At 57.0% G+C, this 26,503-nt stretch carries 28 protein-coding genes, 1 pseudogene and 1 other annotated feature; of the genes and pseudogenes, 20 read left to right on the top strand and 9 right to left on the bottom strand.

Annotated features, from left to right (window positions below; genetic code table 11):
- Window positions 1-41 precede the first annotated feature (41 nt).
- The 6 genes from dgoR to EAE_RS07055 all read left to right on the top strand — a co-directional run bounded on the left by dgoR (window position 42) and on the right by EAE_RS07055 (window position 6,141).
- Window positions 42-731 (top strand): D-galactonate utilization transcriptional regulator DgoR, encoded by a 690-nt coding sequence (dgoR, locus tag EAE_RS07080; RefSeq protein ID WP_015369039.1) that lies wholly within the window; start codon window positions 42-44, stop codon window positions 729-731.
- Entirely contained in the window at window positions 728-1,606 is an 879-nt protein-coding gene (locus EAE_RS07075; RefSeq protein WP_015703896.1) for a 2-dehydro-3-deoxygalactonokinase, read from the top strand. The genes dgoR and EAE_RS07075 overlap by 4 nt, the downstream gene beginning before the upstream one ends.
- On the top strand, window positions 1,590-2,207 hold the full coding sequence (locus EAE_RS07070; RefSeq protein ID WP_015703895.1) for a 2-dehydro-3-deoxy-6-phosphogalactonate aldolase: 618 nt from the start codon (window positions 1,590-1,592) through the stop codon (window positions 2,205-2,207). Before EAE_RS07075 ends, EAE_RS07070 begins: the two co-directional genes overlap by 17 nt.
- Window positions 2,204-3,352, top strand: coding sequence for a galactonate dehydratase (dgoD, locus tag EAE_RS07065; RefSeq protein WP_015703894.1), 1,149 nt, complete (start codon window positions 2,204-2,206; stop codon window positions 3,350-3,352). The genes EAE_RS07070 and dgoD overlap by 4 nt, the downstream gene beginning before the upstream one ends.
- Window positions 3,353-3,525: 173 nt before the next feature.
- Window positions 3,526-4,863 (top strand): MFS transporter, encoded by a 1,338-nt coding sequence (locus EAE_RS07060; RefSeq protein WP_032706561.1) that lies wholly within the window; start codon window positions 3,526-3,528, stop codon window positions 4,861-4,863.
- 51 nt (window positions 4,864-4,914) lie between these two features.
- Complete coding sequence (locus EAE_RS07055; RefSeq protein WP_015369044.1) at window positions 4,915-6,141, top strand: YidR family protein; 1,227 nt, start codon at window positions 4,915-4,917, stop codon at window positions 6,139-6,141.
- Window position 6,142: 1 nt separating this feature from the next.
- Here the strand turns inward: EAE_RS07055 and EAE_RS07050 are convergent, their stop codons facing one another.
- Entirely contained in the window at window positions 6,143-6,472 is a 330-nt protein-coding gene (locus EAE_RS07050; RefSeq protein ID WP_047079285.1) for a YceK/YidQ family lipoprotein, read from the bottom strand.
- A 233-nt stretch (window positions 6,473-6,705) separates the two neighbouring features.
- Window positions 6,706-6,780: a sequence feature (ROSE (Repression Of Heat Shock gene Expression) occurs in the 5'-region of heat shock genes and acts as an RNA thermometer to modulate expression.), on the top strand.
- Between EAE_RS07050 and ibpA the strand changes: the two genes are divergently transcribed.
- The 3 genes from ibpA to EAE_RS07035 all read left to right on the top strand — a co-directional run bounded on the left by ibpA (window position 6,774) and on the right by EAE_RS07035 (window position 9,517).
- Window positions 6,774-7,187: a small heat shock chaperone IbpA gene (gene ibpA / locus EAE_RS07045; RefSeq protein WP_015703892.1), complete on the top strand. Its 414-nt coding sequence runs from the start codon at window positions 6,774-6,776 to the stop codon at window positions 7,185-7,187. Its footprint overlaps the feature before it by 7 nt.
- Before the next feature lie 116 nt (window positions 7,188-7,303).
- Window positions 7,304-7,732, top strand: a complete 429-nt coding sequence (ibpB, locus tag EAE_RS07040; protein WP_015369047.1) for a small heat shock chaperone IbpB — start codon at window positions 7,304-7,306, stop codon at window positions 7,730-7,732.
- Between the two features lie 123 nt (window positions 7,733-7,855).
- Complete coding sequence (locus EAE_RS07035) at window positions 7,856-9,517, top strand: putative transporter (RefSeq protein ID WP_015703891.1); 1,662 nt, start codon at window positions 7,856-7,858, stop codon at window positions 9,515-9,517.
- On the opposite strand, the gene EAE_RS07030 is transcribed toward EAE_RS07035, so the two are convergent.
- A complete protein-coding gene (locus EAE_RS07030; RefSeq protein ID WP_015369049.1) occupies window positions 9,485-10,231 on the bottom strand; it encodes a GntR family transcriptional regulator in 747 nt (248 codons plus the stop codon). The genes EAE_RS07035 and EAE_RS07030 overlap by 33 nt on opposite strands.
- Window positions 10,232-10,528: 297 nt before the next feature.
- Here EAE_RS07030 and EAE_RS07025 point away from each other — a divergent pair, with 297 nt between their 5' ends.
- From EAE_RS07025 to EAE_RS07005, 5 genes are all read left to right on the top strand, one after another.
- Window positions 10,529-12,151, top strand: a complete 1,623-nt coding sequence (locus EAE_RS07025) for an alpha-glucoside-specific PTS transporter subunit IIBC (protein WP_015369051.1) — start codon at window positions 10,529-10,531, stop codon at window positions 12,149-12,151.
- Window positions 12,148-13,470: a 6-phospho-alpha-glucosidase gene (locus tag EAE_RS07020; RefSeq protein WP_015703890.1), complete on the top strand. Its 1,323-nt coding sequence runs from the start codon at window positions 12,148-12,150 to the stop codon at window positions 13,468-13,470. Before EAE_RS07025 ends, EAE_RS07020 begins: the two co-directional genes overlap by 4 nt.
- Before the next feature lie 98 nt (window positions 13,471-13,568).
- Complete coding sequence (locus EAE_RS07015) at window positions 13,569-13,916, top strand: YidH family protein (RefSeq protein WP_015703889.1); 348 nt, start codon at window positions 13,569-13,571, stop codon at window positions 13,914-13,916.
- Entirely contained in the window at window positions 13,906-14,268 is a 363-nt protein-coding gene (locus EAE_RS07010; RefSeq protein WP_015703888.1) for a DUF202 domain-containing protein, read from the top strand. Before EAE_RS07015 ends, EAE_RS07010 begins: the two co-directional genes overlap by 11 nt.
- Window positions 14,265-14,753 (top strand): radical SAM protein, encoded by a 489-nt coding sequence (locus tag EAE_RS07005; RefSeq protein ID WP_063443605.1) that lies wholly within the window; start codon window positions 14,265-14,267, stop codon window positions 14,751-14,753. Before EAE_RS07010 ends, EAE_RS07005 begins: the two co-directional genes overlap by 4 nt.
- On the opposite strand, the gene dsdA is transcribed toward EAE_RS07005, so the two are convergent.
- The gene (dsdA, locus tag EAE_RS07000) at window positions 14,750-16,078 is read right to left on the bottom strand and encodes a D-serine ammonia-lyase (RefSeq protein ID WP_015703886.1); all 1,329 of its coding nucleotides are present in this window, start codon (window positions 16,076-16,078) and stop codon (window positions 14,750-14,752) included. The two genes, EAE_RS07005 and dsdA, sit on opposite strands and share 4 nt — an antisense overlap.
- 16 nt (window positions 16,079-16,094) lie before the next feature.
- Complete coding sequence (gene dsdX, locus EAE_RS06995; RefSeq protein WP_015369057.1) at window positions 16,095-17,432, bottom strand: D-serine transporter DsdX; 1,338 nt, start codon at window positions 17,430-17,432, stop codon at window positions 16,095-16,097.
- Window positions 17,433-17,655: 223 nt separating this feature from the next.
- Here dsdX and dsdC point away from each other — a divergent pair, with 223 nt between their 5' ends.
- Window positions 17,656-18,579 (top strand): DNA-binding transcriptional regulator DsdC, encoded by a 924-nt coding sequence (gene dsdC, locus EAE_RS06990; RefSeq protein ID WP_015703885.1) that lies wholly within the window; start codon window positions 17,656-17,658, stop codon window positions 18,577-18,579.
- A gap of 69 nt (window positions 18,580-18,648) precedes the next feature.
- On the opposite strand, the gene emrD is transcribed toward dsdC, so the two are convergent.
- The 5 genes and pseudogenes from emrD to EAE_RS06965 form a co-directional block, all read right to left on the bottom strand.
- Complete coding sequence (gene emrD / locus EAE_RS06985; protein WP_015369059.1) at window positions 18,649-19,833, bottom strand: multidrug efflux MFS transporter EmrD; 1,185 nt, start codon at window positions 19,831-19,833, stop codon at window positions 18,649-18,651.
- A 175-nt stretch (window positions 19,834-20,008) separates the two neighbouring features.
- Window positions 20,009-20,842: a DMT family transporter gene (locus EAE_RS06980; protein ID WP_015703884.1), complete on the bottom strand. Its 834-nt coding sequence runs from the start codon at window positions 20,840-20,842 to the stop codon at window positions 20,009-20,011.
- Window positions 20,843-20,909: 67 nt separating this feature from the next.
- Entirely contained in the window at window positions 20,910-21,356 is a 447-nt protein-coding gene (locus tag EAE_RS06975; RefSeq protein ID WP_015703883.1) for a GNAT family N-acetyltransferase, read from the bottom strand.
- An 89-nt stretch (window positions 21,357-21,445) separates the two neighbouring features.
- Window positions 21,446-21,565, bottom strand: coding sequence for a type I toxin-antitoxin system toxin TisB (tisB, locus tag EAE_RS06970; protein ID WP_004145059.1), 120 nt, complete (start codon window positions 21,563-21,565; stop codon window positions 21,446-21,448).
- A 370-nt stretch (window positions 21,566-21,935) separates the two neighbouring features.
- Window positions 21,936-22,104, bottom strand: a pseudogene (locus tag EAE_RS06965) (hypothetical protein).
- A 12-nt stretch (window positions 22,105-22,116) separates the two neighbouring features.
- Here EAE_RS06965 and ivbL point away from each other — a divergent pair.
- The 5 genes from ivbL (at window position 22,117) to uhpB (ending at window position 26,495) form a co-directional block, all read left to right on the top strand.
- The gene (ivbL, locus tag EAE_RS06960; protein WP_016162016.1) at window positions 22,117-22,212 is read left to right on the top strand and encodes an ilvB operon leader peptide IvbL; all 96 of its coding nucleotides are present in this window, start codon (window positions 22,117-22,119) and stop codon (window positions 22,210-22,212) included.
- A gap of 104 nt (window positions 22,213-22,316) precedes the next feature.
- Window positions 22,317-24,005, top strand: coding sequence for an acetolactate synthase large subunit (ilvB, locus tag EAE_RS06955; RefSeq protein WP_015703882.1), 1,689 nt, complete (start codon window positions 22,317-22,319; stop codon window positions 24,003-24,005).
- A 3-nt stretch (window positions 24,006-24,008) separates the two neighbouring features.
- Window positions 24,009-24,296 carry an acetolactate synthase small subunit gene (ilvN, locus tag EAE_RS06950; RefSeq protein ID WP_015703881.1) on the top strand — a complete coding sequence of 96 codons (288 nt, stop codon included), beginning with the start codon at window positions 24,009-24,011 and terminating at the stop codon, window positions 24,294-24,296.
- A 103-nt stretch (window positions 24,297-24,399) separates the two neighbouring features.
- Window positions 24,400-24,993: a response regulator transcription factor UhpA gene (gene uhpA / locus EAE_RS06945; RefSeq protein WP_015369064.1), complete on the top strand. Its 594-nt coding sequence runs from the start codon at window positions 24,400-24,402 to the stop codon at window positions 24,991-24,993.
- A 17-nt stretch (window positions 24,994-25,010) separates the two neighbouring features.
- Complete coding sequence (gene uhpB / locus EAE_RS06940; protein WP_162777731.1) at window positions 25,011-26,495, top strand: signal transduction histidine-protein kinase/phosphatase UhpB; 1,485 nt, start codon at window positions 25,011-25,013, stop codon at window positions 26,493-26,495.
- Window positions 26,496-26,503 lie beyond the last annotated feature (8 nt).

Raw genomic sequence — 26,503 nt, 5'->3', positions numbered from 1 at the left:
CGGTAAAGTAGAGCAGTACACATAGAGCATAAGGACTCTCCATGACTCTCAATAAAACCGATCGCATCGTGATCACGCTGGGCAAACAGATTGTCAGCGGTAAGTACGTACCGGGTTCGGCGCTACCGGCCGAAGCGGAACTGTGTGAAGAGTTTGAAACTTCGCGCAACATCATCCGCGAAGTGTTTCGCTCGCTAATGGCGAAGCGGCTGATCGAAATGAAGCGTTATCGCGGCGCGTTTGTCGCTCCCAGAAACCAGTGGAACTACCTCGATACTGAGGTTCTGCAGTGGGTACTGGAAAATGATTATGACCCGCGTCTTATCAGCGCGATGAGTGAAGTGCGCAACCTGGTAGAGCCCGCCATTGCCCGCTGGGCGGCAGAGCGCGCCACCTCGAGCGATCTGGCGGAAATCGAGTCGGCGCTCAATGACATGATCGCCAACAACCAAAACCGGGATGCCTTTAACGAGGCCGATATTCGTTACCACGAAGCGGTGCTGCAGTCAGTACATAACCCGGTTTTGCAGCAGCTTAGCGTGGCGATCAGTTCGCTGCAGCGGGCGGTATTTGAACGGACCTGGATGGGCGATGAAGGCAACATGCCAAAAACCCTGCAGGAACATAAAGCGCTATTTGACGCCATTCGGCATCAGGATAGCGACGCGGCGGAGCAGGCGGCGTTGACGATGATCGCCAGCTCGACACGAAGGCTCAAGGAAATCACATGACGGCTCGCTACATCGCAATAGATTGGGGATCGACGAATTTACGCGCCTGGCTTTATCAGGGCGAAGAATGCCTGGAAAGCAGGCAATCTGAAGCAGGCGTAACGCGCCTGAACGGTCGCTCTCCCGCTGCGGTGTTAGCGGAAATTACCCAACACTGGCGCGATGGCGCCACACCGGTGGTGATGGCAGGGATGGTCGGCAGCAACGTGGGCTGGAAAATCGCCCCCTATTTGCCGCTTCCTGCCGCTTTCTCGGACATTGGCCAGCAGTTAACTGCCGTTGGCGACAATATCTGGATAATTCCCGGTCTTTGCGTTTCCCGTGACGATAACCATAACGTCATGCGCGGAGAAGAAACGCAACTGCTGGGCGCACGCGCCTTAGCCCCTTCATCTGTCTACGTGATGCCGGGAACCCACTGCAAATGGGTACTGGCCGATCGCCTGCAAATTCACGATTTTCGTACCGTTTTGACCGGTGAGTTGCATCATCTGTTGCTTCAGCACTCGCTGGTGGGCACCGGCTTACCGCCGCAGGAAACGTCCGCTGCCGCATTCGCGGCCGGTCTGCAGCGCGGTATCAACAACCCCGCCGTCCTGCCGCAGCTGTTTGAAGTTCGCGCTTCGCACGTGCTGGGCGCGCTGCCTCGCGAGCAGGTTAGCGAATTTCTTTCCGGCCTGCTGATTGGCGCTGAAGTTGCCACCCTCAGCGACACATTCGCCGGACAGCAGGCGATCGGCCTCGTCGCCGGGTCATCATTAACGTCCCGCTATCAGCAGGCATTTCGCGCCATTGGCCGTGAAGTCACCGCGGTTGCGGGCGATACGGCATTTCAGACAGGAATAAGGAGCATCGCTTATGCAGTGGCAAACTAACCTTCCGCTTATCGCTATCCTGCGCGGCATTACGCCAGACGAGGCGCTGGCTCACGTTGGCGCCGTTATCGACGCCGGTTTCGACGCGGTCGAAATCCCGCTGAACTCGCCGCAGTGGGAGAAAAGTATTCCGAAGGTCGTCGATGCTTACGGCGAGCAGGCGCTTATCGGCGCGGGCACCGTGCTGCAACCGGAGCAGGTCGACAGGCTGGCGGCCATGGGCTGTCGGCTGATTGTGACGCCAAACATTCAACCGGAAGTGATCCGGCGAGCGGTGGGTTACGGCATGACCGTGTGCCCAGGCTGCGCCACCGCCAGCGAAGCCTTTAGCGCGCTCGATGCCGGCGCGCAGGCGCTGAAAATCTTCCCGTCATCGGCTTTTGGACCGGATTACATCAAAGCGTTGAAAGCCGTGTTGCCGCCGGAGGTTCCGGTCTTTGCCGTTGGCGGCGTGACGCCGGAAAACCTGGCGCAGTGGATTAATGCCGGTTGTGTGGGGGCTGGGCTGGGTAGCGATCTCTATCGCGCCGGCCAGCCGGTTGAACGTACCGCGCAACAGGCAGCCGCATTCGTAAAAGCGTATCGAGAGGCAGTGAAATGAAAATAACCAATATCACCACGTACCGTTTACCTCCGCGTTGGATGTTCCTGAAGATTGAAACCGATGAAGGCATTGTCGGCTGGGGCGAACCGGTGATTGAAGGGCGCGCCCGCACGGTGGAGGCGGCCGTTCATGAATTTGGCGACTACCTGATTGGCCAGGATCCGGCGCGGATTAACGACCTGTGGCAGGTGATGTACCGCGGCGGCTTTTATCGCGGCGGCCCGATTATGATGAGCGCCATCGCCGGTATTGACCAGGCATTATGGGATATTAAAGGTAAGGTCCTGAATGCCCCGGTCTGGCAATTGATGGGCGGGCTGGTGCGCGACAAAATTAAAGCCTACAGCTGGGTGGGCGGCGACCGCCCCGCCGAAGTGATTGACGGGATTAAGAAACTGCGCGGCATTGGTTTCGACACCTTTAAATTAAACGGCTGCGAAGAGATGGGGCTCATCGATAATTCCCGCGCGGTTGATGCGGCGGTGAATACCGTGGCGCAAATCCGCGAAGCGTTTGGCAATGAAATTGAGTTTGGTCTCGATTTTCATGGCCGCGTTAGCGCGCCGATGGCTAAGGTATTAATTAAAGAGCTGGAGCCATATCGCCCATTATTTATTGAAGAACCGGTATTAGCCGAGCAGGCGGAATATTATCCACGGCTGGCGGCGCAAACGCATATTCCAATTGCCGCCGGCGAACGTATGTTCTCGCGCTTTGAATTTAAACGAGTACTGGAAGCGGGCGGGGTGGCTATTTTACAGCCCGATTTGTCGCACGCAGGCGGTATTACCGAATGCTATAAAATTGCCGGAATGGCGGAAGCCTATGACGTTGGGCTGGCGCCGCACTGCCCGCTGGGGCCGATCGCGCTGGCGGCTTGTCTGCACGTCGATTTCGTTTCACATAATGCGGTCTTCCAGGAGCAGAGCATGGGGATCCACTACAACAAAGGCGCCGAACTGCTTGATTTTGTGAAAAATAAAGAAGATTTCAATATGAAAGGCGGCTTCTTTAAACCTCTGATGAAGCCGGGGCTGGGCGTAGAAATCGATGAGGCCCGCGTGATTGAGTTAAGTAAAAATGCGCCGGACTGGCGAAATCCGTTGTGGCGGTATGAGGATGGATCTGTCGCCGAATGGTAAATGCTCTTCATATTTCACGCCACAGGTGCGTTGGCTGCGATTGCGCACCCCAGTCACTTACTAATGTAAGCTCCTGGGGATTTGCAATCTTGCCGCCTTCCTGCGACGTGAACTATTTAGAGCATTCGTAAGTAAAAAATAAAAACAAAAACACCCTCTGTAAATTACCGGGCATGGTGAGCGGCTTCGCTATGCCCAAAATCTGGAGACAGATTGCGATGGATATTTCAGTTACCGCTGTAAAAACCGGGCGTCGCCGTTATCTGACGCTCATCATGATCTTTATTACCGTGGTTATTTGTTATGTTGACCGCGCCAACCTCGCCGTCGCCTCGGCGCATATTCAGGAGGAGTTTGGTATTAGCAAAGCGGAAATGGGCTACGTATTTTCCGCCTTTGCCTGGCTGTATACCCTCTGTCAGATCCCTGGCGGTTGGTTCCTTGACCGCGTGGGATCCCGGCTTACCTACTTTATCGCTATATTTGGCTGGTCCGTGGCGACGTTGTTACAAGGCTTCGCCACCGGCTTAATGTCGCTTATCGGTTTACGCGCCATTACCGGCATCTTCGAAGCGCCAGCCTTCCCGACCAATAACCGCATGGTGACCAGCTGGTTCCCGGAGCACGAACGCGCCTCTGCCGTCGGGTTTTATACCTCGGGGCAATTTGTGGGCCTGGCCTTCCTCACGCCGCTACTGATCTGGATCCAGGAGCTATTAAGCTGGCATTGGGTATTTATCGTTACCGGCGGGATCGGCATTATCTGGTCGTTAATCTGGTTTAAGGTTTATCAACCGCCGCGCCTGACTAAAAGCATCAGCAAAGCCGAGCTCGACTATATCCGCGACGGCGGCGGCCTGGTGGATGGCGATGCGCCGCTGAAGAAAGAGGCGCGTCAACCGTTATCAAAAGCGGACTGGAAGCTGGTCTTTCACCGTAAGCTGGTTGGCGTTTACCTTGGGCAGTTCGCGGTTACCTCGACGCTGTGGTTCTTCCTGACCTGGTTCCCGAACTACCTAACCCAGGAAAAAGGCATCACCGCGCTGAAGGCCGGTTTTATGACCACGGTGCCCTTCCTCGCCGCGTTTTTTGGCGTCCTGCTCTCCGGCTGGCTGGCGGATAAGCTGGTGAAAAAAGGTTACTCGCTGGGCGTAGCGCGCAAAACGCCGATTATCTGCGGGCTGCTGATCTCCACCTGCATCATGGGGGCGAACTATACCAACGACCCCGTGTGGATCATGGCGCTGATGGCGCTGGCATTCTTCGGCAACGGCTTTGCGTCTATCACCTGGTCGCTGGTCTCCTCCCTGGCGCCGATGCGCCTGATCGGCCTGACCGGTGGGGTGTTTAACTTTGTTGGCGGACTGGGTGGTATCACCGTACCGCTGGTGATTGGTTATCTGGCGCAGGATTATGGCTTTGGCCCGGCACTGGTTTATATCTCCGTGGTGGCGCTGATCGGCGCGCTGTCTTATATCCTGCTGGTCGGCGATGTGAAACGTGTAGGCTAAATTTTGGCGATACGCTACCCTGATGCGTAAGTCTCGCATCAGGGTATCGTCATGAAACAAGTCACTTTTGCTCCCCGTCACCATCAGCTTACCAATATCAATACCTGGACCCCGGACAGCCAGTGGCTGGTTTTCGACGTCCGCCCGTCGGGGGCCTCTTTCACCGGCGAGACCATTGAGCGGGTGAATATCCATAGCGGCGCCGTTGAGACGCTCTATCGCGCCGCTGACGGCGCCTGCGTTGGCGTGGTCACCGTACACCCGACGCAAGATAAATACGTTTTTATTCACGGCCCTGAACACCCGGATGCCAACTGGCATTACGATTTTCATCACCGCCGCGGGGTGGTGAGCTGGCAGGGTGAAACCCGCAATCTTGATGCGCTGGATATTACCGCGCCTTATACCCCCGGCGCGCTGCGCGGCGGCAGCCATGTTCATGTCTTCAGCCCTGACGGCCAGTTTGTTAGCTTCACCTATAACGACCACGTACTGCACGAGTACGATCCGGCGCTGGATCTGCGCAACGTTGGCGTGGCCGCGCCCTATGGCCCGGTGAGCCCGCAGGGCACGCATCCCCGTGAATATGCCGGCAGCCACTGGTGCGTGCTGGTGAGCCGTACCACGGCGAACCCATTACCGGGCAGCGATGAGATCAATCGCGCCTATGAAGAGGGATGGGTGGGTAATCATGCCCTGGCGTTCATTGGCGATACGTTGGCGGAAAACGGCGACAAAGTGCCTGAACTGTTTATGGTGACGCTGCCGTGGGATGAGGCGGGCTGGAAGCGGCAGGGCGATATGCCGCTGGCCGGTACAGCAACGACGCTGCCCGCGCCGCCGGCAGGCATAAGCCAGCGCCGCTTGACCTTTACCCACCAGCGCCGCTATCCGGGGCTGGTGAATGTACCGCGCCATTGGGTACGCGCCAATCCGCAGGCCACCGAGATCGCCTTTCTGATGCGTGATGACGCAGGCGTTGTACAGCTGTGGCTTATCCCGCCTGCGGGCGGCGAGCCGCGCCAGCTGACACATACGGTAACGGGCATCCAGTCAGCATTTAACTGGCATCCGTCGGGCGCGTGGCTGGGATGTGTGGTGGAAAACAAAATCGCGCTCTGCGATGCCCGCAGCGGCGCGGTAAGTTATTTGACGACCGATCGCGAAAATCCGCCGTCCGCGGATGCCGTCGTATTTTCACCGGATGGCAAATACCTGGCGTGGATGGAAGACGTCGACGGTTATCGCCAGTTGTGGATAACCGAAACGCAGCGCTAGCTTAGCGCGAAGGCATTGGCGCTGGCGGGATGACGGAGTTGGTCGCCAGCGTCTCCTGCTCGCTTTTTTCGACGCGCGATTTGACCGAGCTATCGGTGCGGAACATATCCCACGGCAGCAGTAGCGTGTCCATGACCGCGGTGAACGGCATATCGAGGGCCACCAGCGATTTCACGCCCCAGTTAGTGTCGTCATCGCCCAGCGTATGGGCGCTGGAGCGTGTGCCTGGGTAGGTTCCTTCCTTGCCGCCGGTATGCGACATCACGCTGGAGCAACCGCCCAAACTAATCATCCCGCTGAACAGGACCAGCTTTAACAATCCGCTTTTCATCACTCTTCCGTCATTTTATCGGGGTTACTTCGGTTATAACGAGCCGTCCCGTGAATGCCTAGCGTTATTGCACTGCACTGTGGCGAGTATCGCACTTTGCCTTTTGTGCTTTGCAACCAGTCTAAGCATTCGCCAGCAAACTGCAAAAAAATTTGGCCGAAAAGGCCTTGAAAAGCGTCGGGGCACACCCATTTTAGTAGTGTCACCCAATGAGGATACGCCTGAGGGGTATTCCGGGTCATAACGGCTTGTCCATGATGGAAAGCCATTGAATTCTCGCTGATTTCAGGAGCTATTTACTATGCGTAATTTCGATCTCTCCCCGCTTTATCGTTCTGCTATTGGTTTCGACCGTCTGTTCAACCTGTTAGAAAATAATCAAAGCCAGGGCAACGGCGGCTACCCTCCGTATAACGTTGAATTAGTAGATGAAAACAATTACCGCATCGCGATTGCCGTCGCCGGTTTTGCGGAAAGCGAATTAGAGATAACCGCGCAAGACAATCTTCTGGTGGTGAAAGGCTCCCATGCCGCCGAGCAGAAAGAGCGCACCTACCTGTACCAGGGTATCGCGGAGCGCAACTTCGAGCGTAAATTCCAGCTCGCCGATAACATTCATATTCGCGGCGCGAACCTGGTCAACGGCCTGCTGTATATCGATCTGGAACGTGTGATTCCGGAAGCGAACAAACCGCGCCGTATCGAAATTAACTAATCGTCCTCTTCAGGCCGCGCGGCGGCCTGAATATACAACTTGCTCGCCGTCAGGGAGCAAATGCGAATTCGCTGAATTCGCAGGTACCTACTCGCTTCTCAGAAGGAGAAAACACGATGCGTAACTACGATTTATCCCCACTGCTGCGTCAATGGATCGGTTTTGACAAACTGGCTAACGCCCTGCAAACCGCCGGTGAAAGCCAAACCTTCCCGCCCTATAACATCGAAAAAAGCGACGATAACCATTACCGCATTACCCTCGCGGTAGCCGGGTTCCGTCAGGAAGATTTGGATATTCAGCTGGAAGGTACGCGTCTGACCGTTAAAGGCACGCCGCAGGCCGCTGAAAAAGAGACCAAATGGTTGCACCAGGGGCTGGTGAATCAGGCCTTCAGCCTGAGTTTCACCCTCGCGGACAATATGGAAGTCTCCGGCGCCACCTTTACCAATGGCTTATTGCATATCGACTTAACCCGCCACGAGCCGGAAGTCGCGGCCCCGCAGCGTATCGCCATTAGCGAGCGCCCGGCACTGAATAGTTAATTAAGCCACATCGCTTTCAAGCCCCGATAACTCGGGGCTTTTTTGTGCGCGGGACTACATACAGTATTCCCGCCTTCAGTCATAATCCCTGTTAATAATAATGTTATTCACAGGGAAAATAGTATGAGTGATATAGCATTGACCGTCAGCGTGTTGGCGCTGGTTGCGGTGGTGGGATTGTGGATCGGTAATGTCAAAATCCGCGGCGTTGGATTTGGTATCGGCGGCGTGCTGTTTGGCGGCATTATCGTGGGCCACTTTGTGGATCAGGCAGGGATTACGCTGAGCAGCCCGATGCTGCATTTTATCCAGGAATTCGGCCTCATTCTCTTCGTCTATACCATCGGTATTCAGGTCGGTCCGGGCTTTTTTGCCTCGTTACGCGTCTCCGGACTTAAGCTCAATCTGTTCGCCATTCTTATCGTCGTACTTGGCGGGCTGGTGACGGCGATCCTGCATAAACTGTTCAATATTCCGCTTCCGGTCGTTCTCGGCATCTTCTCTGGGGCGGTCACTAACACCCCCGCGCTTGGCGCCGGGCAGCAAATCCTGCGCGATCTTGGCCTGCCGTTTGATGTCGTCGATCAGATGGGGATGAGTTACGCGATGGCCTACCCGTTTGGTATCTGCGGCATTTTGCTGACCATGTGGCTGGTGCGGCTGTTCTTTCGCATTAATGTGGAAAAAGAGGTGCAGCAGTTTGATGAGAGCAGCGGCAACGGGCACGCTCATCTGCATACCATTAACGTGCGGGTGGAGAACCCGAACCTGAATAATATGGCGATTCAGGATGTGCCAATGCTCAACAGCGACAAAATTATCTGCTCGCGGTTGAAGCGCGATGAGCTATTGATGGTGCCGGCGCCGGGTACGCTTATCCAGCATGGCGATCTGCTGCACCTGGTCGGGCGGCCGGAGGATTTACACAATGCGCAGCTGGTGATTGGTAAAGAGGTGGCGACTTCGCTCTCAACGCGCGGAACCGATCTCAAAGTGGAACGTGTGGTGGTCACTAACGAGAAGGTCTTAGGGAAGAAAATCCGCGATCTGCACTTTAAACAACGCTATGACGTCGTGATCTCGCGGCTTAATCGCGCCGGGGTGGAGCTGGTGGCCAGCAGCCATGCCAGCCTGCAGTTTGGCGACATTCTTAACTTAGTTGGGCGTCCACAGGCCATTGACGCGGTGGCCAATGAACTCGGCAACGCACAGCAAAAGCTGCAGCAGGTACAAATGCTACCGGTGTTTATCGGCATTGGTCTCGGGGTGCTGCTGGGGTCTATTCCGCTGTTTATTCCCGGTTTTCCGGCGGCGTTGAAACTGGGGCTGGCCGGCGGGCCGCTGATTATGGCGCTGATCCTCGGGCGTATCGGCAGCATCGGCAAGCTGTACTGGTTTATGCCGCCGAGCGCTAACCTGGCGCTGCGCGAACTCGGTATCGTGTTGTTTCTGGCGGTGGTGGGGCTGAAGTCCGGCGGCGATTTTGTCGACACGCTGCTCCACGGCGAAGGACTCAGCTGGATAGCCTACGGTATTTTCATCACCGCTATCCCGCTGCTGACGGTGGGCATACTGGCGCGGATGCTGGCGAAGATGAACTATCTGACCCTCTGCGGCATGCTGGCCGGCTCAATGACCGACCCGCCGGCGCTGGCCTTCGCTAACAATCTACACGCTACCAGCGGCGCGGCGGCGCTCTCCTACGCCACGGTTTATCCGCTGGTGATGTTCCTGCGGATAATCACCCCTCAGCTACTGGCCGTGCTGTTCTGGGGGCTGAGTTAGCGGGCTCTGTGCCTGGACCCGGCGCAGGTGGTAATCCACCTGATACTCGCTGGCGTTGCGGAACATCACGGAATAGTTAAGAAATTCGCCGCTATCGCTGTAGGAAAGCGAGGTAATGCGCAGCAGCGGTGTCTGTTCCGGCACGTTCATTGAGCGTGCCAGCTGTTTATCCGCCAGTACCGGGGTGAGGGTTTCATAGTTGCCGCTGATGGTGATACCGCATTCTTTCTCGATATAGTCGAACTTCGACCCCTCCAGATGACCCAACGACAGATGGCGGAACAGTTTAACCGGCATATAACTGTCCTCCAGCATTAGCGGTTTACCATCGACGTAGCGCACCCGGCGTGAGAAATAGATCCGTTCATCAATTTTAATTCGCAGCTGACTGGCGATAGCCGGCGGCGCGGGCATCACTTCGAATATCAACACCTGACTCACCACTTCTTTACCCTGCTGGCGCAGAACTTCCGCCAGCCCGGTCAGGTTGCTGGTCTCATGGTGTACATCTTTGCGCGCGACATAGGTGCCGGAGCCGTGGCGGCGCACCACTAATCCACTTTCCACCAGCAGGTCAATGGCTTTGCGAATCGTCATGCGCGCCACGCCGAACTCCTGCGCCAGTTTTTTCTCGCCCGGTAACGGGCTGCCAATGTTGAAATCGGAAGAGTTGAGCCGTAAACGCAGTTTGTCAGCAATAGATTTGTAGATCACCAGTAGACCTCTATTCGTCATTGATGAATCAGCGATAGTCAGCTGAGGTGAATTTTAAATTCATAAAAAACAATAAAATAAAAACTATCGATGATGTTGATTTCATCACGTCAATTCATCGTGTCTATGTTTTATGCAAAAAGTAGACAACATTGACCGAATTAAAACCATGAATGCGATCACGAATCGCAGCGGCGCAGCATGTTGCCGACGGGGCGAATTCCTATGCTCGAAGCAGGCCGGTAAAGAACAAAAAAAGGCCACTTACCCTACGAGTTGTTACATGAGGATTTTCAAATGCTCAGTCAAATACAACGCTTTGGCGGCGCCATGTTTACCCCGGTTTTGCTGTTCCCATTTGCCGGGATTGTGGTGGGTATCGCCATTATGCTGCGTAACCCGATGTTTGTCGGTGAAGCGCTCACGGCACCCGATAGTCTGTTCGCGCAAATTGTTCACATCATTGAAGAGGGCGGCTGGACCGTCTTTCGTAATATGCCGCTGATTTTCGCCGTCGGCCTGCCGATTGGCCTGGCGAAGCAGGCCCAGGGCCGGGCCTGCCTGGCGGTACTGGTCAGTTTTCTTACCTGGAACTACTTCATCAACGCCATGGGGATGACCTGGGGCCACTTCTTCGGCGTTGATTTTACCCTGGATCCCACGGCGGGAAGCGGCCTGACGATGATTGCCGGGATTAAAACCCTGGATACCAGCATTATCGGGGCCATCGTTATCTCCGGCATCGTCACCGCGCTGCACAATCGTTACTTCGATAAACCGCTGCCGGTGTTCCTCGGTATTTTTCAGGGATCGTCGTTCGTGGTGATAGTTGCCTTTCTCGCGATGATCCCTTGTGCCTGGCTAACGCTGCTCGGCTGGCCGAAGGTACAGATGGGGATTGAGTCGCTGCAGGCTTTCCTGCGCTCAGCCGGCGCGCTCGGGGTGTGGGTTTACATCTTTCTTGAGCGCATTTTGATCCCGACCGGCCTGCATCACTTTGTCTATGGGCCATTTATCTTTGGTCCGGCGGTAGTGGAAGGCGGCATCCAGGTCTACTGGGCGCAGCATCTGCAGGAATTTAGCCAGAGCGTTGAACCGTTGAAAACGCTGTTCCCTGAGGGCGGTTTTGCGCTGCATGGCAATTCGAAAGTCTTTGGTTCGGTGGGTATTGCGCTGGCGCTTTACTTCACCGCCGCGCCGCAAAACCGGGTGAAGGTCGCTGGTTTGCTGATCCCCGCCACCCTGACCGCGGTGCTGGTGGGCATTACCGAGCCACTCGAGTTTACCTTCTTGTTTATCTCACCGCTGCTATTTGCCGTGCATGCGCTGCTGGCGGCCACCATGGCGACGGTGATGTATATCTGCGGCGTCGTGGGGAACTTCGGCGGCGGCCTGCTCGATCAGTTCCTGCCGCAAAACTGGATCCCGATGTTCCATCACCACGCGTCGATGATGTTTATCCAGATAGGCATCGGCGTCTGCTTTACCGGCATCTACTTCGTCATCTTCCGCACCCTGATCCTGCGCCTGAACCTGAAAACGCCGGGTCGCGAAGACAGCGAAATCAAGCTTTACAGCAAAGCGGATTATCAGGAGGCGCGCGGTAAAACCAGCGTGGCGGCAGCTGCGGAAAACAAGCTGGGTCAGGCCGCCGGCTTCCTGCAGGCGCTGGGCGGGGCCGGCAATATTGAAAGCATCAATAACTGCGCCACCCGACTGCGTATTGCGCTGGTGGATATGGCGAAAACACAAAGCGACGAGGTGTTTAAAGCACTCGGCGCTCACGGCGTGGTCCGCCGCGGCAACGGCATTCAGGTCATTGTTGGTCTGCATGTCCCGCAGGTTCGCGACCAGCTGGAAACCTTAATGAAAGATTCTTTATCGACCGAACACACCACCATGACGGAGGCAGTATCATGAAAAAATTCTCAGTTGTTATCGCAGGCGGCGGCAGTACCTTTACCCCCGGCATCGTTTTAATGCTGTTGGCAAACCGCGATCGTTTCCCGCTGCGGGCGCTAAAATTTTATGACAACGACGGCGCGCGTCAGGAGACTATCGCCGAAGCCTGTAAAATTATCCTCAAAGAACAGGCGCCAGAGATTGAGTTCAGCTACACCACCGACCCGCAGGCCGCCTTTAGCGATGTCGACTTCGTGATGGCGCACATCCGCGTCGGCAAATACCCGATGCGCGAGCAAGATGAAAAAATACCGCTGCGCCACGGCGTGTTGGGTCAGGAAACCTGCGGACCGGGCGGGATTGCCTATGGTATGCGCTCTATCGGCGGCGTGCTGGAGTTGGTGGATTACATGGAAAAATATTCGCCAAACGCCTGGATGCTTAACTACTCCAACCCGGCGGCGATAGTGGCTGAAGCTACCCGCCGCCTGCGACCTAATGCAAAAATTCTCAATATTTGCGATATGCCGATCGGCATTGAAGGGCGGATGGCGCAAATCGTCGGGCTGAAAGACCGCAAACAGATGCGCGTGCGTTACTACGGCCTTAATCACTTCGGCTGGTGGACCTCGATTGAAGATCTCGATGGCAACGATTTGATGCCGAAACTGCGCGAGTATGTGGCGAAATACGGCTATGTACCGCCATCGAACGACCCGCACACCGAAGCCAGCTGGAACGATACGTTTGCCAAAGCGAAAGATGTACAGGCGCTGGATCCGCAAACGATGCCAAACACTTACCTGAAATATTATCTGTTCCCGGATTACGTGGTCGCGCACTCCAACCTGGAGCGTACCCGCGCGAATGAGGTAATGGATCATCGGGAGAAAAACGTCTTTAGCGCCTGCCGGGCGATTATTGCCGCCGGTAAATCTTCCGCGGGCGATCTGGAGATCGACGAACACGCGTCGTATATCGTCGATTTAGCGACGGCTATCGCCTTTAACACTCAGGAACGAATGTTGTTGATTGTGCCGAACAATGGCGCAATCCATAACTTTGATGCCGACGCGATGGTAGAGATCCCTTGTCTGGTCGGTCATAACGGACCGGAGCCGTTGACGGTGGGCGATATTCCGCATTTCCAGAAAGGGATGATGAGCCAGCAGGTGGCGGTGGAAAAACTGGTGGTGGATGCGTGGGAGCAGCGTTCATATCACAAGCTGTGGCAGGCGATTACGCTATCGAAAACCGTACCGAGCGCCTCGGTGGCGAAAGCGATCCTCGATGACCTGATTGCCGCCAATAAAGCGTACTGGCCTGAGCTGCATTAACCCTCGTTTTACCGGCATCCATCGGGTGCCGGTTCTTCTCTCCTGTTCGTGATTTAGGCTATGCTGTGGCCTGTTTGCCTGACGAACAAGGACTGCTGATGAAAATTTCCCGCATTGGTGAAGCGCCGGATTACCGCTTTTCGCTGGCCAATGAACGCACCTTTCTGGCGTGGATCCGTACGGCGCTCGGCTTTCTCGCCGCGGGCGTCGGGCTCGATCAGCTGGCGCCGGATTTTGCCACTCCGCTTATTCGCGAAGTGCTGGCGCTGCTGCTGTGCCTGTTTGCCGGCGGGCTGGCGGTGTATGGCTATCTGCGCTGGTTGAGTAACGAAAAGGCGATGCGCCTGAAGCAGGATCTTCCCTATACCCGTACGCTGCTGGTGATTAGCGTCCTGCTGCTGGCGGTCGTGGCGGTGGTGATGCTGCTGGTGCTGTATGGCGGATAAACGCCGGGCGCGGCGGGAGAGTGATCCTGGTTTGCAGCCGGAGCGCACCTCGCTGGCGTGGTTCCGTACTCTGCTTGGCTACGGGGCGCTGATGGCGCTGGCGATTAAGCATAACTGGCATAGCGCCGGGCTGGCGTTCTGGATATCGATTGGCGTACTGGCAGTGGTGGCGATCATTCTCTGGCGCTACACCCGCAGCCGCCATTTAATGGATGTCGGCGAGAGCGATTTTTTGCAGCCGGGAGCAGTTCGTGACAAATTTTTGATCTCCCTCGCAGTGCTTTCGCTGTCATTATTGTTTGCTGTAACGCATCTACGGCAGATTATTTTATTTCTTAAGGATGTGACATGACAGGATGTCGGACAGAATGCCACTCCCTCGCTCATAACGAACCGGCAGTGCAGGAGGTGAAAGTTTATCGCCACCATTGCCAGCAACCGCTGCAGTTCTATCGGGAGCTACGCGCACAGGGCGTGCGCGCCGTTCGTTTTATTCCACAGCTCAGAGCGGAAGATGCCAATGCATGGGGAAATTTCCTTTGCGCCATTTTCCACATCTGGGCGCGGGAAGATATTGGCCGCATAACGATTACGTTATTTGAGGAAACCCTGCGTATCTGGTGCGGCGAACCGCTGCGCGAACAACGGCAGGTGGCCGCCAATAGCGCCTGTTTTGTCTGTGCGTGGCGGCGATTATGCGCAGGCGACGACGATCCGCTCTGTGAAGGCTACCGCCAGTTCTATGTCGCCAGCGCGCCCTGTATGCGGGTCATGCGCGATCTGCGTAAACAGCAGCGGTCACCGGGCGAACTGATGCCGCTGCTGCGGGCGATTTAACGCCCCTTCGCCAGATACTGCGCCATCTCTTCTTCCGGCACCATGCCGCCGCCGGTCGCCCATACCAGGTGGGTGGCGTGGCGTAGCCGTTCGTCGCTCAAACCTTGTAGCTGATGGTACGCTTTACTGGCGCAGACGCGCTGCGGCCCGGCCATACCGGCCAGCGCGGACGGCTCAAGGCGAATGTTTTCCGACGTTGCCAGCCAGCCCAGCATGTCGTACATCGTTTGATCGTTGAGGGTATACAGGCCGTCGAGCAGGCGCTCCATCGCCCGGCCAACGAAGCCGGAAGCGCGGCCGACCGCCAGACCATCGGCGGCGGTCAGGTTATCTATCCCTAAATCCTGCACCGCAATCTGGTCATGGAGCCCGGTGTAAATGCCGAGCAGCATGCATGGGGAATGGGTCGGTTCGGCGAACAGACAGTGAACGTGGTCGCCAAACGCCAGTTTCAGGCCGAATGCGACGCCGCCGGGGCCGCCGCCAACGCCGCATGGCAGATAGACAAATAGTGGGTGATCGGCATCGACCACGCGTCCTGCCTGGGCAAACTGCGCTTTCAGGCGCTCGCCGGCCACGGCATAGCCGAGGAACAGCGTGCGCGAGTTTTCATCGTCGATGAAAAAGCAGTTTGGGTCGGATTCCGCCGCCTTGCGCCCCTGTTCGACCGCCACGCCGTAATCTTCTTCATACTCAACGACCGTTACGCCGTGGCTGCGCAGTTTGGCCTTTTTCCATGCGCGGGCATCCGCCGACATATGCACCGTGACCTTAAAACCGATGCGCGCGCTCATGATGCCAATCGACATACCGAGGTTGCCGGTAGAACCGACGGCGATGCTGTATTGGCTGAAGAACTGTTTGAATTCCGGCGTCAGCAATTTGCGATAATCATCTGCGATGGTGAGCAGCCCGGCTTCCAGCGCCAGCTTTTCCGCATGGGTCAGCACTTCATAAATGCCGCCGCGCGCCTTAATGGAGCCCGAAATCGGCAGGTGGCTATCTTTTTTCAGTAACAGTTCGCCGTGAATCGGCTGATTGAATTGTTGCTCGAGGCGGCGTTTCATTGCCGGAATGGCAACCACTTCTGATTCGATAATCCCGCCGGTGGCGGCCGTTTCCGGAAAGGCTTCCGCCAGATACGGCGCGAAGCGCTGCAGGCGTTCGTGAGCGTCTTTTACATCTTCGGCGGTCAGGCCGACATAGGGCAAACCTTGCGCCAGCGTCGTCGTCGCCGGGTTAAACCAGGTGGTTTCTTTCAGCGCGATCAGCTCCTGCACAAGCGGGAAGGTCGCGGTTAATTGGGTCAGGTCAGCGTTTTTCATATTACGTCTCGTTCGCTTAGATGATGAAAGAAAGCAGGAAGGTGGCGGCGAGTGCAAGTAAAGAAGCGATAAATGTCGCCGTCGTATAATACTTGAACGTTTCGCTGAGGCTTGCGCCACAGTATTGTTTCACCAGCCAGAACAGGGAATCCGTTACGATCGTGCAGCCAATCGCGCCGGAACCGATGGCAATAGCGATGATCTCCGGACTTACGCCGGGATACAGCGGCAGCATCGGGGCGACGATAGCGGTGGCGCCCATCATGGCCACGGTAGCGGAACCGACGGCGGCGTGAAGGATCAGCGCCACCAGCCAGGCCAGCAGAATCGGATGCATATGCAGATTCGAGAGGATCACCGCCAGGCTATCGGCCAGGCCGCTGGATTTCAAAATCGCGTTGAACGCGCCGCCCGCGCCAATAATTAGCAGAATATTAGCAATCGATCCGAAGCCGTTTTCAGTATGGGTCAGCAGGACGCCCATCCCCATCTGGCGACGAATACCAAGAATGTAATAAGCGACAAAGACGGCAATAAACATCGCGGTGATCGGGTTGCCGATAAATTCCAGCAACATATACAGCGTGCCGCCTTTAGCCATGTTCAATTCAGCGACGGTTTTCACCAGCATCAGCCCAATCGGTAGCAGCACGGTAAATAGCGTAGCGCCGAGCGAGGGCAGCGTCGATTCTTCGCGTACTTCAAGGTTGGAAAACTCGGTCGGCACCGGTTTAAACGGCAGGCGGTTGCCGAGCAGCTTGAGGAACAGCGGGCCGCCAACCAGCGAGGCAATCAGGCCCACCAGCAGGCCATAGACGATGACCGTACCGATATCTGCGCCGAGTTTATTCGCCACGAACAGCGCGGCCGGATGCGGCGGCACCACGCAATGCACCGCCATCAGCGCGGTACACAGGGGGATGGCCAGCTTCAGTAGCGAGGTATTGGTTTTTTTGGCAATGGAGAACGCCAGCGGGATTAGCAGCACCACGCCGACTTCAACAAACAGCGTAATACCGCAGATCAGGCCAACCAGCACCATAATTACGTCTGCCGACAACCAGCGACAGCGCTGCAGCGCCAGGCCGATGCGTTCCGCCGCGCCGGAGACTTCCATCATCTTCCCGAGGATGGTACCGAGACCGATCACCGCCGCCAGGAAACCAAGCGTACCGCCAATACCGCTCTCAATGGCGTTGACCATATCCAGCGGCCCCATGCCCATCATCGCGCCGACGAAAAAGCTCGCCAGCAGGAGCGCCAGAAACGGATGAAACTTCAGTTTGACGATCGTTAAAACGATTAACACGATACTGATAAATAGCGTGCATACCACCCAGATTTGAGATTCCATACCCCACCTCGCCGTAAATAACGTGTGGTTATTGAACAGAAAAGCGACATAGGCTGACAAACGATATAAATCGCCTTTCAGGTGAGCCAAATTGATGCAAAAGCGTGATTTGGTTCTTAAATAGACCGTTAAATGTGTATTGGGTCACTTTTATTCATCTTTCAGGCGCGCTCCGGCTGCGTTTTTTTTACACTTACCGGCAAAGAAAAGGCGGGGAATCGTGATGGATGTGATGAAAGAGATGGGTAATCGGCTGCTGAACGGCTGGCAGTTATCAAAGCTGTACACCTTTGAAGTCGCGGCTCGCCATGAGTCGTTTGCACTGGCGGCGGAAGAGCTGTCGCTGACGCCGAGCGCCGTTAGCCATCGCATCAACCAGCTGGAAGAAGAGCTGGGTATTCAGCTATTTATACGTTCGCACCGCAAGGTGGAGCTGACCCGCGAGGGGCGGCGGGTATTCTGGGCGTTGAAATCCTCGCTGGATAGCCTTAACCAGGAGATTCTGGATATTAAAAATCAGGAGCTCTCCGGCACGCTGACGGTGTACTCGCGCCCGTCGATCGCGCAGTGCTGGCTGGTACCGGCGCTGGGCGATTTCACTCGCCGCTATCCGTCCATCTCGCTGACTGTGCTCACGGGCAACGATAACGTCAATCTACAGCGGGCGGGTATCGATCTGGCGATCTATTTTGATGATGCGCCGTCATCACAGCTAAGCCATCATTTTCTGATGGATGAAGCGATCGTGCCGGTATGTACGCCGAATTACGCGCAACAGCAGCAGTTAATCCACAATCCAGGCAATCTGCGCTACTGCACGTTGCTCCATGACCGCCAGGCATGGAGCAATGATTCCGGTACCGATGAGTGGTTCAGTTGGGCGCAGCAATTTGCGATTGAATTGCCGCAATCGTCGGGTATCGGCTTCGATCGTTCTGATTTAGCGGTGATTGCGGCGATGAATGACGTCGGGGTAGCGATGGGGCGTAAACGGCTGGTGCAGAAGCGGTTAGAAAGCGGGGAGCTTATCGCGCCGTTCGGCGACATGACGCTGAAGTGTCACCAGCACTACTATGTGACGACCCTGCCGGGCCGTCAGTGGCCGAAAATCGACGCCTTTATCGAATGGTTGCACAGCCTGACATAAGGCAAAAGCCGCCGCTGGGGGATAGCCCGGATAAGGCGTAAGCCGCTATCCGGGGAGCGCCAGCGGCGCTTAGACCGGCTGCTGGTGGCTGGTAAAGCGCGAGGCCAGCGGCAGCCAGCACAGCAGAATCAACAGACCCATTAACATCATCAGCAGGCCGAGGCTGCTTTGCCCGGTTTGCGGCATCATTGCCGACAGCCAGGCCAGCACGCCGGAGCCGATATTCTGCAGGCCGCCAACCAGCGCGCCAGCGGTACCGGCGAGGAACGGGAATGGTTCCATCGCGCCGCTGGTAGCCAGCGGGAACAACATACCCGCGCCGAAGAAGAACAGCGCCGCAGGCACCAGCAGTGTCCAGACGGTCATAATGCCGAACAGTCCCGGCAACCACATCATAATTCCCGCCAGCAGGCAGCAGATAACCGACTGCCACATCAGCGTTGAGAAGCGTTTATTCGGACGGCCAGCGAACCACGCGCCGAAGAACGCCGCCGGGATCGGCAGAATAAACAGAATACTGACCGCCATACTGCTCAGGCCGAGGACCGCGCCCATCAGCACGCCGGAACAGGCTTCGAACACCGCAATCCCGGCCAGCCCGCCCACCAGCATCAACAGGTAACAGTTAAAGGCGCCGGTACCGAACAGCGTTTTGTAGCTGGCCAGTAGTTTCGTCCGCGGCGCGCCTTGTGGGCGCGTTTCCGGCATCCATTTCGCCATACTAATCGTCACGCCAGCGCACAGTATGAGCAGGAAAGCGTAGCAGGCGCGCCAGTTCCACAGGGTATCAAGGATGCCGCCGAGCAGCGGCGCAATCAGCGGGCTGACCAGTATTCCCATATTTAACAAACTATTGGCGTGACGCAGCTGCGCGCCTTCATACAGGTCTCGCGGCAGGGTGCGCGCCATCACGCCGCCGACGCCGGTGCCCATCCCCTGCATGGCGCTGGCGGCGATCAACACCGGCAGGCTATGGGTGGTGATGGCAACCAGCGTCGCCAGCATAAAAATAGACATCCCTACGAGGATCACCGGGCGGCGGCCCACGCGGTCGGAGAGCGGGCCGTAGAACAGCTGGGAAATGCCGTACGTCAGGAGATAGGCCGCCATCACGCTTTGTACCGCCCCTTCGCGGACGTTAAGCGATACCGCCATGTCGGCGATAGCCGGAATATAAATGGTCTGCGCCATCTGGCCAACGGCCACCAGCAGTACCAGCATCAACAACAAATTGAAGTTCTTATGCCGTTTCATGTCGATGAATACTTCGTGAGCAATGAGAAATGAAGAATATGTGACTGGCACACCCCTTAAACGATGGAGGAATCTACCACAATAAAATGACAGAACAACTACATAGCACCGATTGTTGGGGAAAATTCAGGCAGGTTTTGTAAACAGGATCGGCAACTAATGTTGCCATTTTAATCTATGAGAGGCGCAGCAGGATTGCTCCGGCGGCAATACCGCAGGCGGCAACGATGCGCAGCGCTACCAGCTGTTCTTTCAGGACGATAAACGCGATCAGCGCGCCGAACAGAATGGAGGTTTCACGCAGCGCGGCGACCACCGCCAGCGGCGCCTGAGTCATCGCCCATAGCGCCAGGCCGTAGGATCCCATGGTGCCGACGCCGCCGAGGATGCCTTTTTTCCAGTGCTGGCGTAAATAACGGCTGGCTTCGCGCCGCCGCGCCACCATCGCCCAGCACAGCAGGCAGCAACCGTTCATAAAAAAGGTCCACAGGGTATAGCCGAGCGCCGATCCCGCCAGCCGAACCCCGGTACCATCCACCAGCGTATAGCCCGCGATAAAACAGGCGTTGATCAGCGCCAGCATGATGCCTTTGCGGGAACTGACGCGGCCGTTAAAGGCCATCGCCAGAATCGCCAGGCAGATGACGCCAATCCCCAACCAGGCTAGCGGCGATAAGCGATCGCCGAGAAATATCACGCTGATAGCCGCGACCAGCAACGGCGCGGTGCCGCGCATTAGCGGATAGGTCTGGCTCATATCCGACACCTGATAGGTCTTCGCCACCAGTACCGTATACACCACCTGTAATGCACATGACACCACCAGATAGGGGGCGCTGGCCAGCGTCGGCTGTGGCGCGAAGGGGAGCATCACCAGGGCGATCAGCGAGGCCGACCCGCTGACGCTTATCGCCGCGTACATTTTATCGCCGCTGGCTTTGACGATAGCGTTCCAGCTGGCGTGGAGCAGTGCGGCGAAAAGCAAAATGCAGAATACGGTGATGGTCATCGCAGGCAGATTCAGCAGTTAAGGTCAGCGGACTGTAACATGACCCCGTTCCGCCAGCCAGCCACGCTTACAGCGAGCAGAACAGGCGATGCGTGACCCGCGGCTCATCGTATACCGGGCGGAAACCAAAGCGTTCATAAAAGGGCCAGGCCTGCGCCGGGGCATGAGTGTTAAGGAAATCGAACCAGGCGCCGGAATGCGTGATGACCGAGACCAGCAGCTGCTGGCCAATTCCCTGGCGGCGATGGCTATCGCGAATATAGAGATGGCGAATGCGCCCGGCCCGCGGCTGCTGGCTGAAGGGGTCGACGTTCAGACCGCAGACCCCAACTAACTGGCCACGGACGAACGCGCCCAGCAGCTTTTCACCAGGGGCGTTAAAGCGGTTTTTGCCGCTTTGCCAGTTTTCCGCCAGACGGCGCAGCATATTGAAGTGCTGTTCAAGGCTTTCGGCGCGCAGCGCAACGAACCCCGGATCCTCCGGCGTTGTTGCGGCAATTAATAGCGGTGGCATGGTTCCTCCATCAAGTCTTCCCGGAACGCCCGAAGGACGCCTGTAGGGGGGCGGTATCCCGCCCCCCTCAGGTGCGACCTGAACCTGAATCAGCGGAACTGTTTCAGGACTGCATCAAGTAGTTGCAACACAGCAACCATGAGTTTCAGGATTAAAATAATAATATCCATTCCGCCCATACGCGCGTCTCCTGTGGTTAAGGAGCACAATAAGCTGACGTACCTTTCCGCTGCCTGTTGCCAGCTTATCCCTGTTCTCACAGGGGTTGCGCAGTGGTGGCCGTACGGGCCGGACACGACGCATTGTTGACGTAACACAGTGTGCTCTCTCGGGGTTAAGGCACTGACGGCACCACCCGTTTCAGCCAGGACTTCGTTGCGCCGGTCAAACTTGCGGCCCCCGAATGGCACAAAGTGAACACATCCAGTATAGATAAATACTGTATGCATGAACAGTATTTTTTGGACAAATTCGCACCCGCCGTCCATACTCTATGACAGAGAAATTTCGACCTTAAATTGCGCGAATTGCAGCGATCGCGTATACTTTTGTCGTTGACGTAATACAGTGTGCTTGCGGCTACCATCCGTAAAAATGCTGATAAAAACCTCGCTCCGGCGGGGTTTTTTGTTTTCTGCCGCTGATGTCGCGAATTGTGATCTTTCGCGCAAATTCTCGTGGATGAAAATAAATCCATTGTGAAAACGCAAAACCTGTGTTTGTATAAATTCAGCTTATTTTTCGACACAACAGGTCCCTAATGAACGCTGCCATGATGACTTCGACCCTACTAAAAACCGCGCCTGCCGCGGTGGTCGTCGTGTCTGTGGTGGTCGTCGTCGGCAATGCGCCGTAGGGTCCGGAACAACACGAATTCCAAACCCCGCCGGCGCAAACCGAGCGGGGTTTTTTGTTGGCGAGCCCCCCGGTAAAGTCGGCCCAGAATAAAAGGACTGGAGCATGGCAAGTTCGGGCACCACATCAAACACAATGCGCTTTACCGGCGCGCAGCTGGTTGTTCATTTACTGGAACGCCAGGGTATCACTATGGTCAGCGGCATTCCGGGCGGCTCCATCCTGCCTATCTATGATGCCTTGAGCCAAAGCACGCAGATCCGCCACATCCTGGCGCGCCACGAGCAGGGGGCGGGTTTTATCGCTCAGGGGATGGCGCGTACCGAAGGAAAACCCGCAGTTTGCATGGCCTGTAGCGGCCCTGGCGCCACCAACCTGATTACCGCCATCGCCGATGCTCGCCTCGATTCTATTCCGCTGGTCTGCATCACCGGCCAGGTTCCGGCCTCAATGATCGGCACCGACGCCTTCCAGGAAGTCGATACCTACGGCATCTCTATCCCCATCACCAAGCATAACTACCTGGTGCGCGACATCGCCGAGCTGCCGCAGGTGATGAGCGACGCCTTCCGTATTGCCCAGTCCGGGCGCCCCGGGCCGGTGTGGATAGATATTCCTAAGGACGTACAGGCGGCAACCATTGAACTGGAAACGCTGCCGGAGCCAGGCGAGCGCGCCCCGGCACCGGCATTCGCGCCTGAAAGCGTGCGTGAAGCGGCGGCAATGATCAACGCGGCGAAACGCCCGGTACTGTATCTGGGCGGCGGCGTGATTAACGCGCCGCAGCCGATTCGGGACCTGGCGGAAAAAGCCAACCTGCCGACCACCATGACCTTAATGGCGCTGGGTATGCTGCCGAAGGCGCACCCGCTGTCGCTGGGGATGCTGGGGATGCACGGCGCACGCAGCACTAACTTTATTCTGCAAGAGGCTGATTTACTGATTGTTTTAGGCGCGCGTTTTGATGACCGGGCGATTGGCAAGACCGAGCAGTTCTGCCCGAACGCGAAGATTATTCACGTCGATATCGACCGCTCTGAGCTTGGTAAAATTAAGCAACCGCACGTAGCGATTCAGGGCGATGTGGCGGAGGTCTTAGCCCAGCTTATTCCGCAGATTGAGGCGCAGCCGCGTGATGAGTGGCGCCAGCTGGTGGCTGATTTACAAAGAGAATTCCCCTGCGCCATCCCGCAGGAAAGCGATCCGCTCTCCCATTACGGCCTGATTAACGCCGTGGCCGCCTGCGTTGATGATGAGGCGATCATCACCACCGATGTGGGTCAGCATCAGATGTGGACGGCGCAGGCCTATCCGCTCAACCGTCCGCGCCAGTGGCTGACTTCCGGCGGTCTCGGCACCATGGGCTTCGGCCTGCCGGCGGCCATCGGCGCGGCGCTGGCCAATCCGCAGCGTAAGGTTATTTGTTTCTCCGGTGACGGCAGCCTGATGATGAATATTCAGGAGATGGCCACCGCCGCCGAAAATCAGCTGGATGTAAAAATTATCCTGATGAACAACGAAGCGCTGGGGCTGGTGCATCAGCAGCAGAGCCTGTTCTATCAGCAGGGCGTCTTCGCCGCGACCTATCCGGGGATGATAAACTTTATGCAGATAGCTGCCGGTTTTGGTCTGCAAACCTGTGATTTAAATAACGAATCCGATCCGCAGGCGGCGCTGCAGGCGATTATCGACCGCCCAGGTCCGGCGTTGATCCACGTGCGTATCGACGCGCAGCAGAAAGTGTATCCGATGGTACCGCCGGGTGCGGCCAATACTGAGATGGTGGGGGAATAAGCCATGCAAAAGCAACACGATAACGTCATTCTGGAACTCACCGTCCGCAACCATCCTGGCGTCATGACCCACGTCTGCGGGCTATTTGCCCGCCGCGCGTTTAACGTTGAAGGCATTCTCTGCTTGCCGATCCAGGGCAGCGAGTACAGCCGCATCTGGCTGCTGGTAAATGATGACCAGCGGCTGGGGCAGATGATTAGCCAGATTGAAAAGCTGGAAGATGTCACCAATGTGGCGCGTAACCAGTCCGATCCCACCATGTTTAACAAAATTGCGGTGTTCTTCGAATAGCGCTCAAGGCTTGAACAGCTACGCGCTTACCGCTAAGGTAAGCGCCTTTGCCGGATAAGGCGTTTACGCCGCCATCCGGCGCTTTCAGGCACCAGGAAACACCATGACTACCATCGCCCTTATTGACGATCATTTGATTGTCCGCTCCGGTTTTGCTCAGCTACTGGGGCTGGAAGCTGATTTTCAGGTTGTCGCTGAATTCGGCTGTGGACGCGAGGCGCTGGCGGGGCTACCGGGGCGCGGTGTACAGGTCTGTATCTGCGATATCTCAATGCCGGATATTTCCGGGCTGGAGCTGTTAAGCCAGCTGCCTAAGGGGATGGCGACCATCATGCTGTCGGTACACGATAGCCCGGCGCTGATCGAGCAGGCGCTGAACGCCGGCGCGCGCGGCTTCCTGTCGAAACGCTGCAGTCCGGATGAACTGATCGCCGCGGTCCGTACGGTGGCGGCGGGCGGTTGCTATCTCACGCCGGATATCGCCATGAAGCTGGCCGCCGGGCGCCAGGATCCGCTCACCAAACGCGAACGCCAGGTGGCGGAAAAGCTGGCGCAGGGTATGGCGGTGAAAGAGATCGCCGCCGAGCTCGGTCTGTCGCCGAAAACCGTTCACGTTCATCGCGCCAACCTGCTGGAAAAACTGGGCGTCAGTAACGACGTTGAGCTGGCGCGCCGCATGTTCGATAGCTGGCAATGAACACCGTCGTTTCACGATTGCTGTCGGTGATCGGCTGCGCCTTTATCTTCTCAGCCGCCTGGTTCTGCCTGTGGAGTATCAGTCTGCATCTGGTGGAACGCGCGGATTTAGCGGTGCTGCTGTTTCCCTTTGGCCTGCGTTTAGGGCTGATGCTGCAATGCCCGCGTGGCTACTGGCCGGTGCTGCTGGGAGCCGAGTGGCTGCTTATCTTCTGGCTGGCGCAGGAAGTGGCGCTGGCGCACCCGATAATATTGATGACCGGAAGTCTGCTGACCCTGCTGCCGGTGGCATTGATTTCACGCTATCGCCAGCAGCGAGACTGGCTGACATTGTTGCGCCAGGGCGGGGCACTGATCGCCGCCTCGCTGCTGCAATCGCTGCCGTGGCTGGCGCAAGAAGGCAGTGAGGGACTGACCGCGCTGTTGTTGACGTTGACCGGCGGCCTGACGCTGGCGCCGACGTGCCTGGTTATCTGGCACTATCTTACCAGCACCGTCTGGCGGCCGCTGGGACCGTCGCTGGTGTCGCAGCCGGTTAACTGGCGTGGCCGACATCTGATCTGGTACCTGCTGCTCTTTACCGTCAGCCTGTGGCTACAGCTCGGATTGCCCGCCGAACTCTCCCGCTTTACCCCTTTTTGTCTGGCGCTGCCGATTATCGCTCTCGCCTGGCACTATGGCTGGCAGGGGGCGCTGATCGCCACCCTGATGAACGCCATCGCGCTGATTGCCAGCCAGACCTGGCACGATCACCCGGTTGATTTATTGCTTTCACTGCTGGCCCAGAGCCTGACCGGACTGCTGCTGGGAGCAGGGATCCAGCGATTGCGCGAGCTTAACCTGTCGCTACAGAACGAGCTGGCGCGTAATCGGCGGCTGGCGGAACGCCTGCTGGAAACGGAAGAGAGCGTGCGGCGTGACGTGGCGCGCGAGCTCCACGATGATATTGGCCAGACTATCACGGCAATTCGCACCCAGGCGGGGATCGTGCAGCGTCTGGCGCCAAACAACGCCAGCGTACGGCAGAGCGGCCAGTTGATAGAACAGCTGTCGCTGGGGGTTTACGACTCTGTGCGAAGACTGCTTGGTCGTCTGCGTCCGCGCCAGCTTGACGATCTGCCGCTTGAACAGGCTGTACGTTCGTTGATGCGTGAAATGGAACTGGAAGACCGCGGTATCGTCAGTCATCTCGAATGGCGGATTAACGAGGCGGGGCTAAGCGAAAACCAGCGCGTGACGCTGTTTCGCGTTTGCCAGGAGGGACTGAATAATATCGTCAAGCACGCCAGCGCCAGCGCCGTCACCCTCCAGGGCTGGCAGCAGGATGGGCGATTGATGCTGGTGCTGGAGGATGACGGCTGCGGCCTGCCGCCGGGGTCGAATCTGCAGGGGTTCGGCCTGACCGGCATGCGTGAGCGCGTGACAGCGCTGGGCGGTACGTTAACTATCTCCTGCACACACGGTACCCGCGTGTGCGTCAATTTACCGCTGCGTTACGCCTGAAAGGAGCG

The sequence above is a fragment of the Klebsiella aerogenes KCTC 2190 genome (genome assembly GCF_000215745.1).
Lineage (GTDB): Bacteria > Pseudomonadota > Gammaproteobacteria > Enterobacterales > Enterobacteriaceae > Klebsiella > Klebsiella aerogenes.
The sequence above is the reverse complement of the archived record's forward strand: the minus strand, read 5'-3'. Positions and strand labels throughout refer to the sequence as shown.

Coding starts and splice junctions, on each gene's coding strand:
- dgoR (WP_015369039.1), top strand. CDS start 42: ATGACTCTCAATAAAACCGATCGCATCGTGATCACGCTGGGCAAACAG.
- EAE_RS07075 (WP_015703896.1), top strand. CDS start 728: ATGACGGCTCGCTACATCGCAATAGATTGGGGATCGACGAATTTACGC.
- EAE_RS07070 (WP_015703895.1), top strand. CDS start 1,590: ATGCAGTGGCAAACTAACCTTCCGCTTATCGCTATCCTGCGCGGCATT.
- dgoD (WP_015703894.1), top strand. CDS start 2,204: ATGAAAATAACCAATATCACCACGTACCGTTTACCTCCGCGTTGGATG.
- EAE_RS07060 (WP_032706561.1), top strand. CDS start 3,526: ATGGTGAGCGGCTTCGCTATGCCCAAAATCTGGAGACAGATTGCGATG.
- EAE_RS07055 (WP_015369044.1), top strand. CDS start 4,915: ATGAAACAAGTCACTTTTGCTCCCCGTCACCATCAGCTTACCAATATC.
- EAE_RS07050 (WP_047079285.1), bottom strand. CDS start 6,472: ATGAAAAGCGGATTGTTAAAGCTGGTCCTGTTCAGCGGGATGATTAGT.
- ibpA (WP_015703892.1), top strand. CDS start 6,774: ATGCGTAATTTCGATCTCTCCCCGCTTTATCGTTCTGCTATTGGTTTC.
- ibpB (WP_015369047.1), top strand. CDS start 7,304: ATGCGTAACTACGATTTATCCCCACTGCTGCGTCAATGGATCGGTTTT.
- EAE_RS07035 (WP_015703891.1), top strand. CDS start 7,856: ATGAGTGATATAGCATTGACCGTCAGCGTGTTGGCGCTGGTTGCGGTG.
- EAE_RS07025 (WP_015369051.1), top strand. CDS start 10,529: ATGCTCAGTCAAATACAACGCTTTGGCGGCGCCATGTTTACCCCGGTT.
- EAE_RS07020 (WP_015703890.1), top strand. CDS start 12,148: ATGAAAAAATTCTCAGTTGTTATCGCAGGCGGCGGCAGTACCTTTACC.
- EAE_RS07015 (WP_015703889.1), top strand. CDS start 13,569: ATGAAAATTTCCCGCATTGGTGAAGCGCCGGATTACCGCTTTTCGCTG.
- EAE_RS07010 (WP_015703888.1), top strand. CDS start 13,906: ATGGCGGATAAACGCCGGGCGCGGCGGGAGAGTGATCCTGGTTTGCAG.
- EAE_RS07005 (WP_063443605.1), top strand. CDS start 14,265: ATGACAGGATGTCGGACAGAATGCCACTCCCTCGCTCATAACGAACCG.
- dsdA (WP_015703886.1), bottom strand. CDS start 16,078: ATGAAAAACGCTGACCTGACCCAATTAACCGCGACCTTCCCGCTTGTG.
- dsdX (WP_015369057.1), bottom strand. CDS start 17,432: ATGGAATCTCAAATCTGGGTGGTATGCACGCTATTTATCAGTATCGTG.
- dsdC (WP_015703885.1), top strand. CDS start 17,656: ATGGATGTGATGAAAGAGATGGGTAATCGGCTGCTGAACGGCTGGCAG.
- emrD (WP_015369059.1), bottom strand. CDS start 19,833: ATGAAACGGCATAAGAACTTCAATTTGTTGTTGATGCTGGTACTGCTG.
- EAE_RS06980 (WP_015703884.1), bottom strand. CDS start 20,842: ATGACCATCACCGTATTCTGCATTTTGCTTTTCGCCGCACTGCTCCAC.
- EAE_RS06975 (WP_015703883.1), bottom strand. CDS start 21,356: ATGCCACCGCTATTAATTGCCGCAACAACGCCGGAGGATCCGGGGTTC.
- ivbL (WP_016162016.1), top strand. CDS start 22,117: ATGAACGCTGCCATGATGACTTCGACCCTACTAAAAACCGCGCCTGCC.
- ilvB (WP_015703882.1), top strand. CDS start 22,317: ATGGCAAGTTCGGGCACCACATCAAACACAATGCGCTTTACCGGCGCG.
- ilvN (WP_015703881.1), top strand. CDS start 24,009: ATGCAAAAGCAACACGATAACGTCATTCTGGAACTCACCGTCCGCAAC.
- uhpA (WP_015369064.1), top strand. CDS start 24,400: ATGACTACCATCGCCCTTATTGACGATCATTTGATTGTCCGCTCCGGT.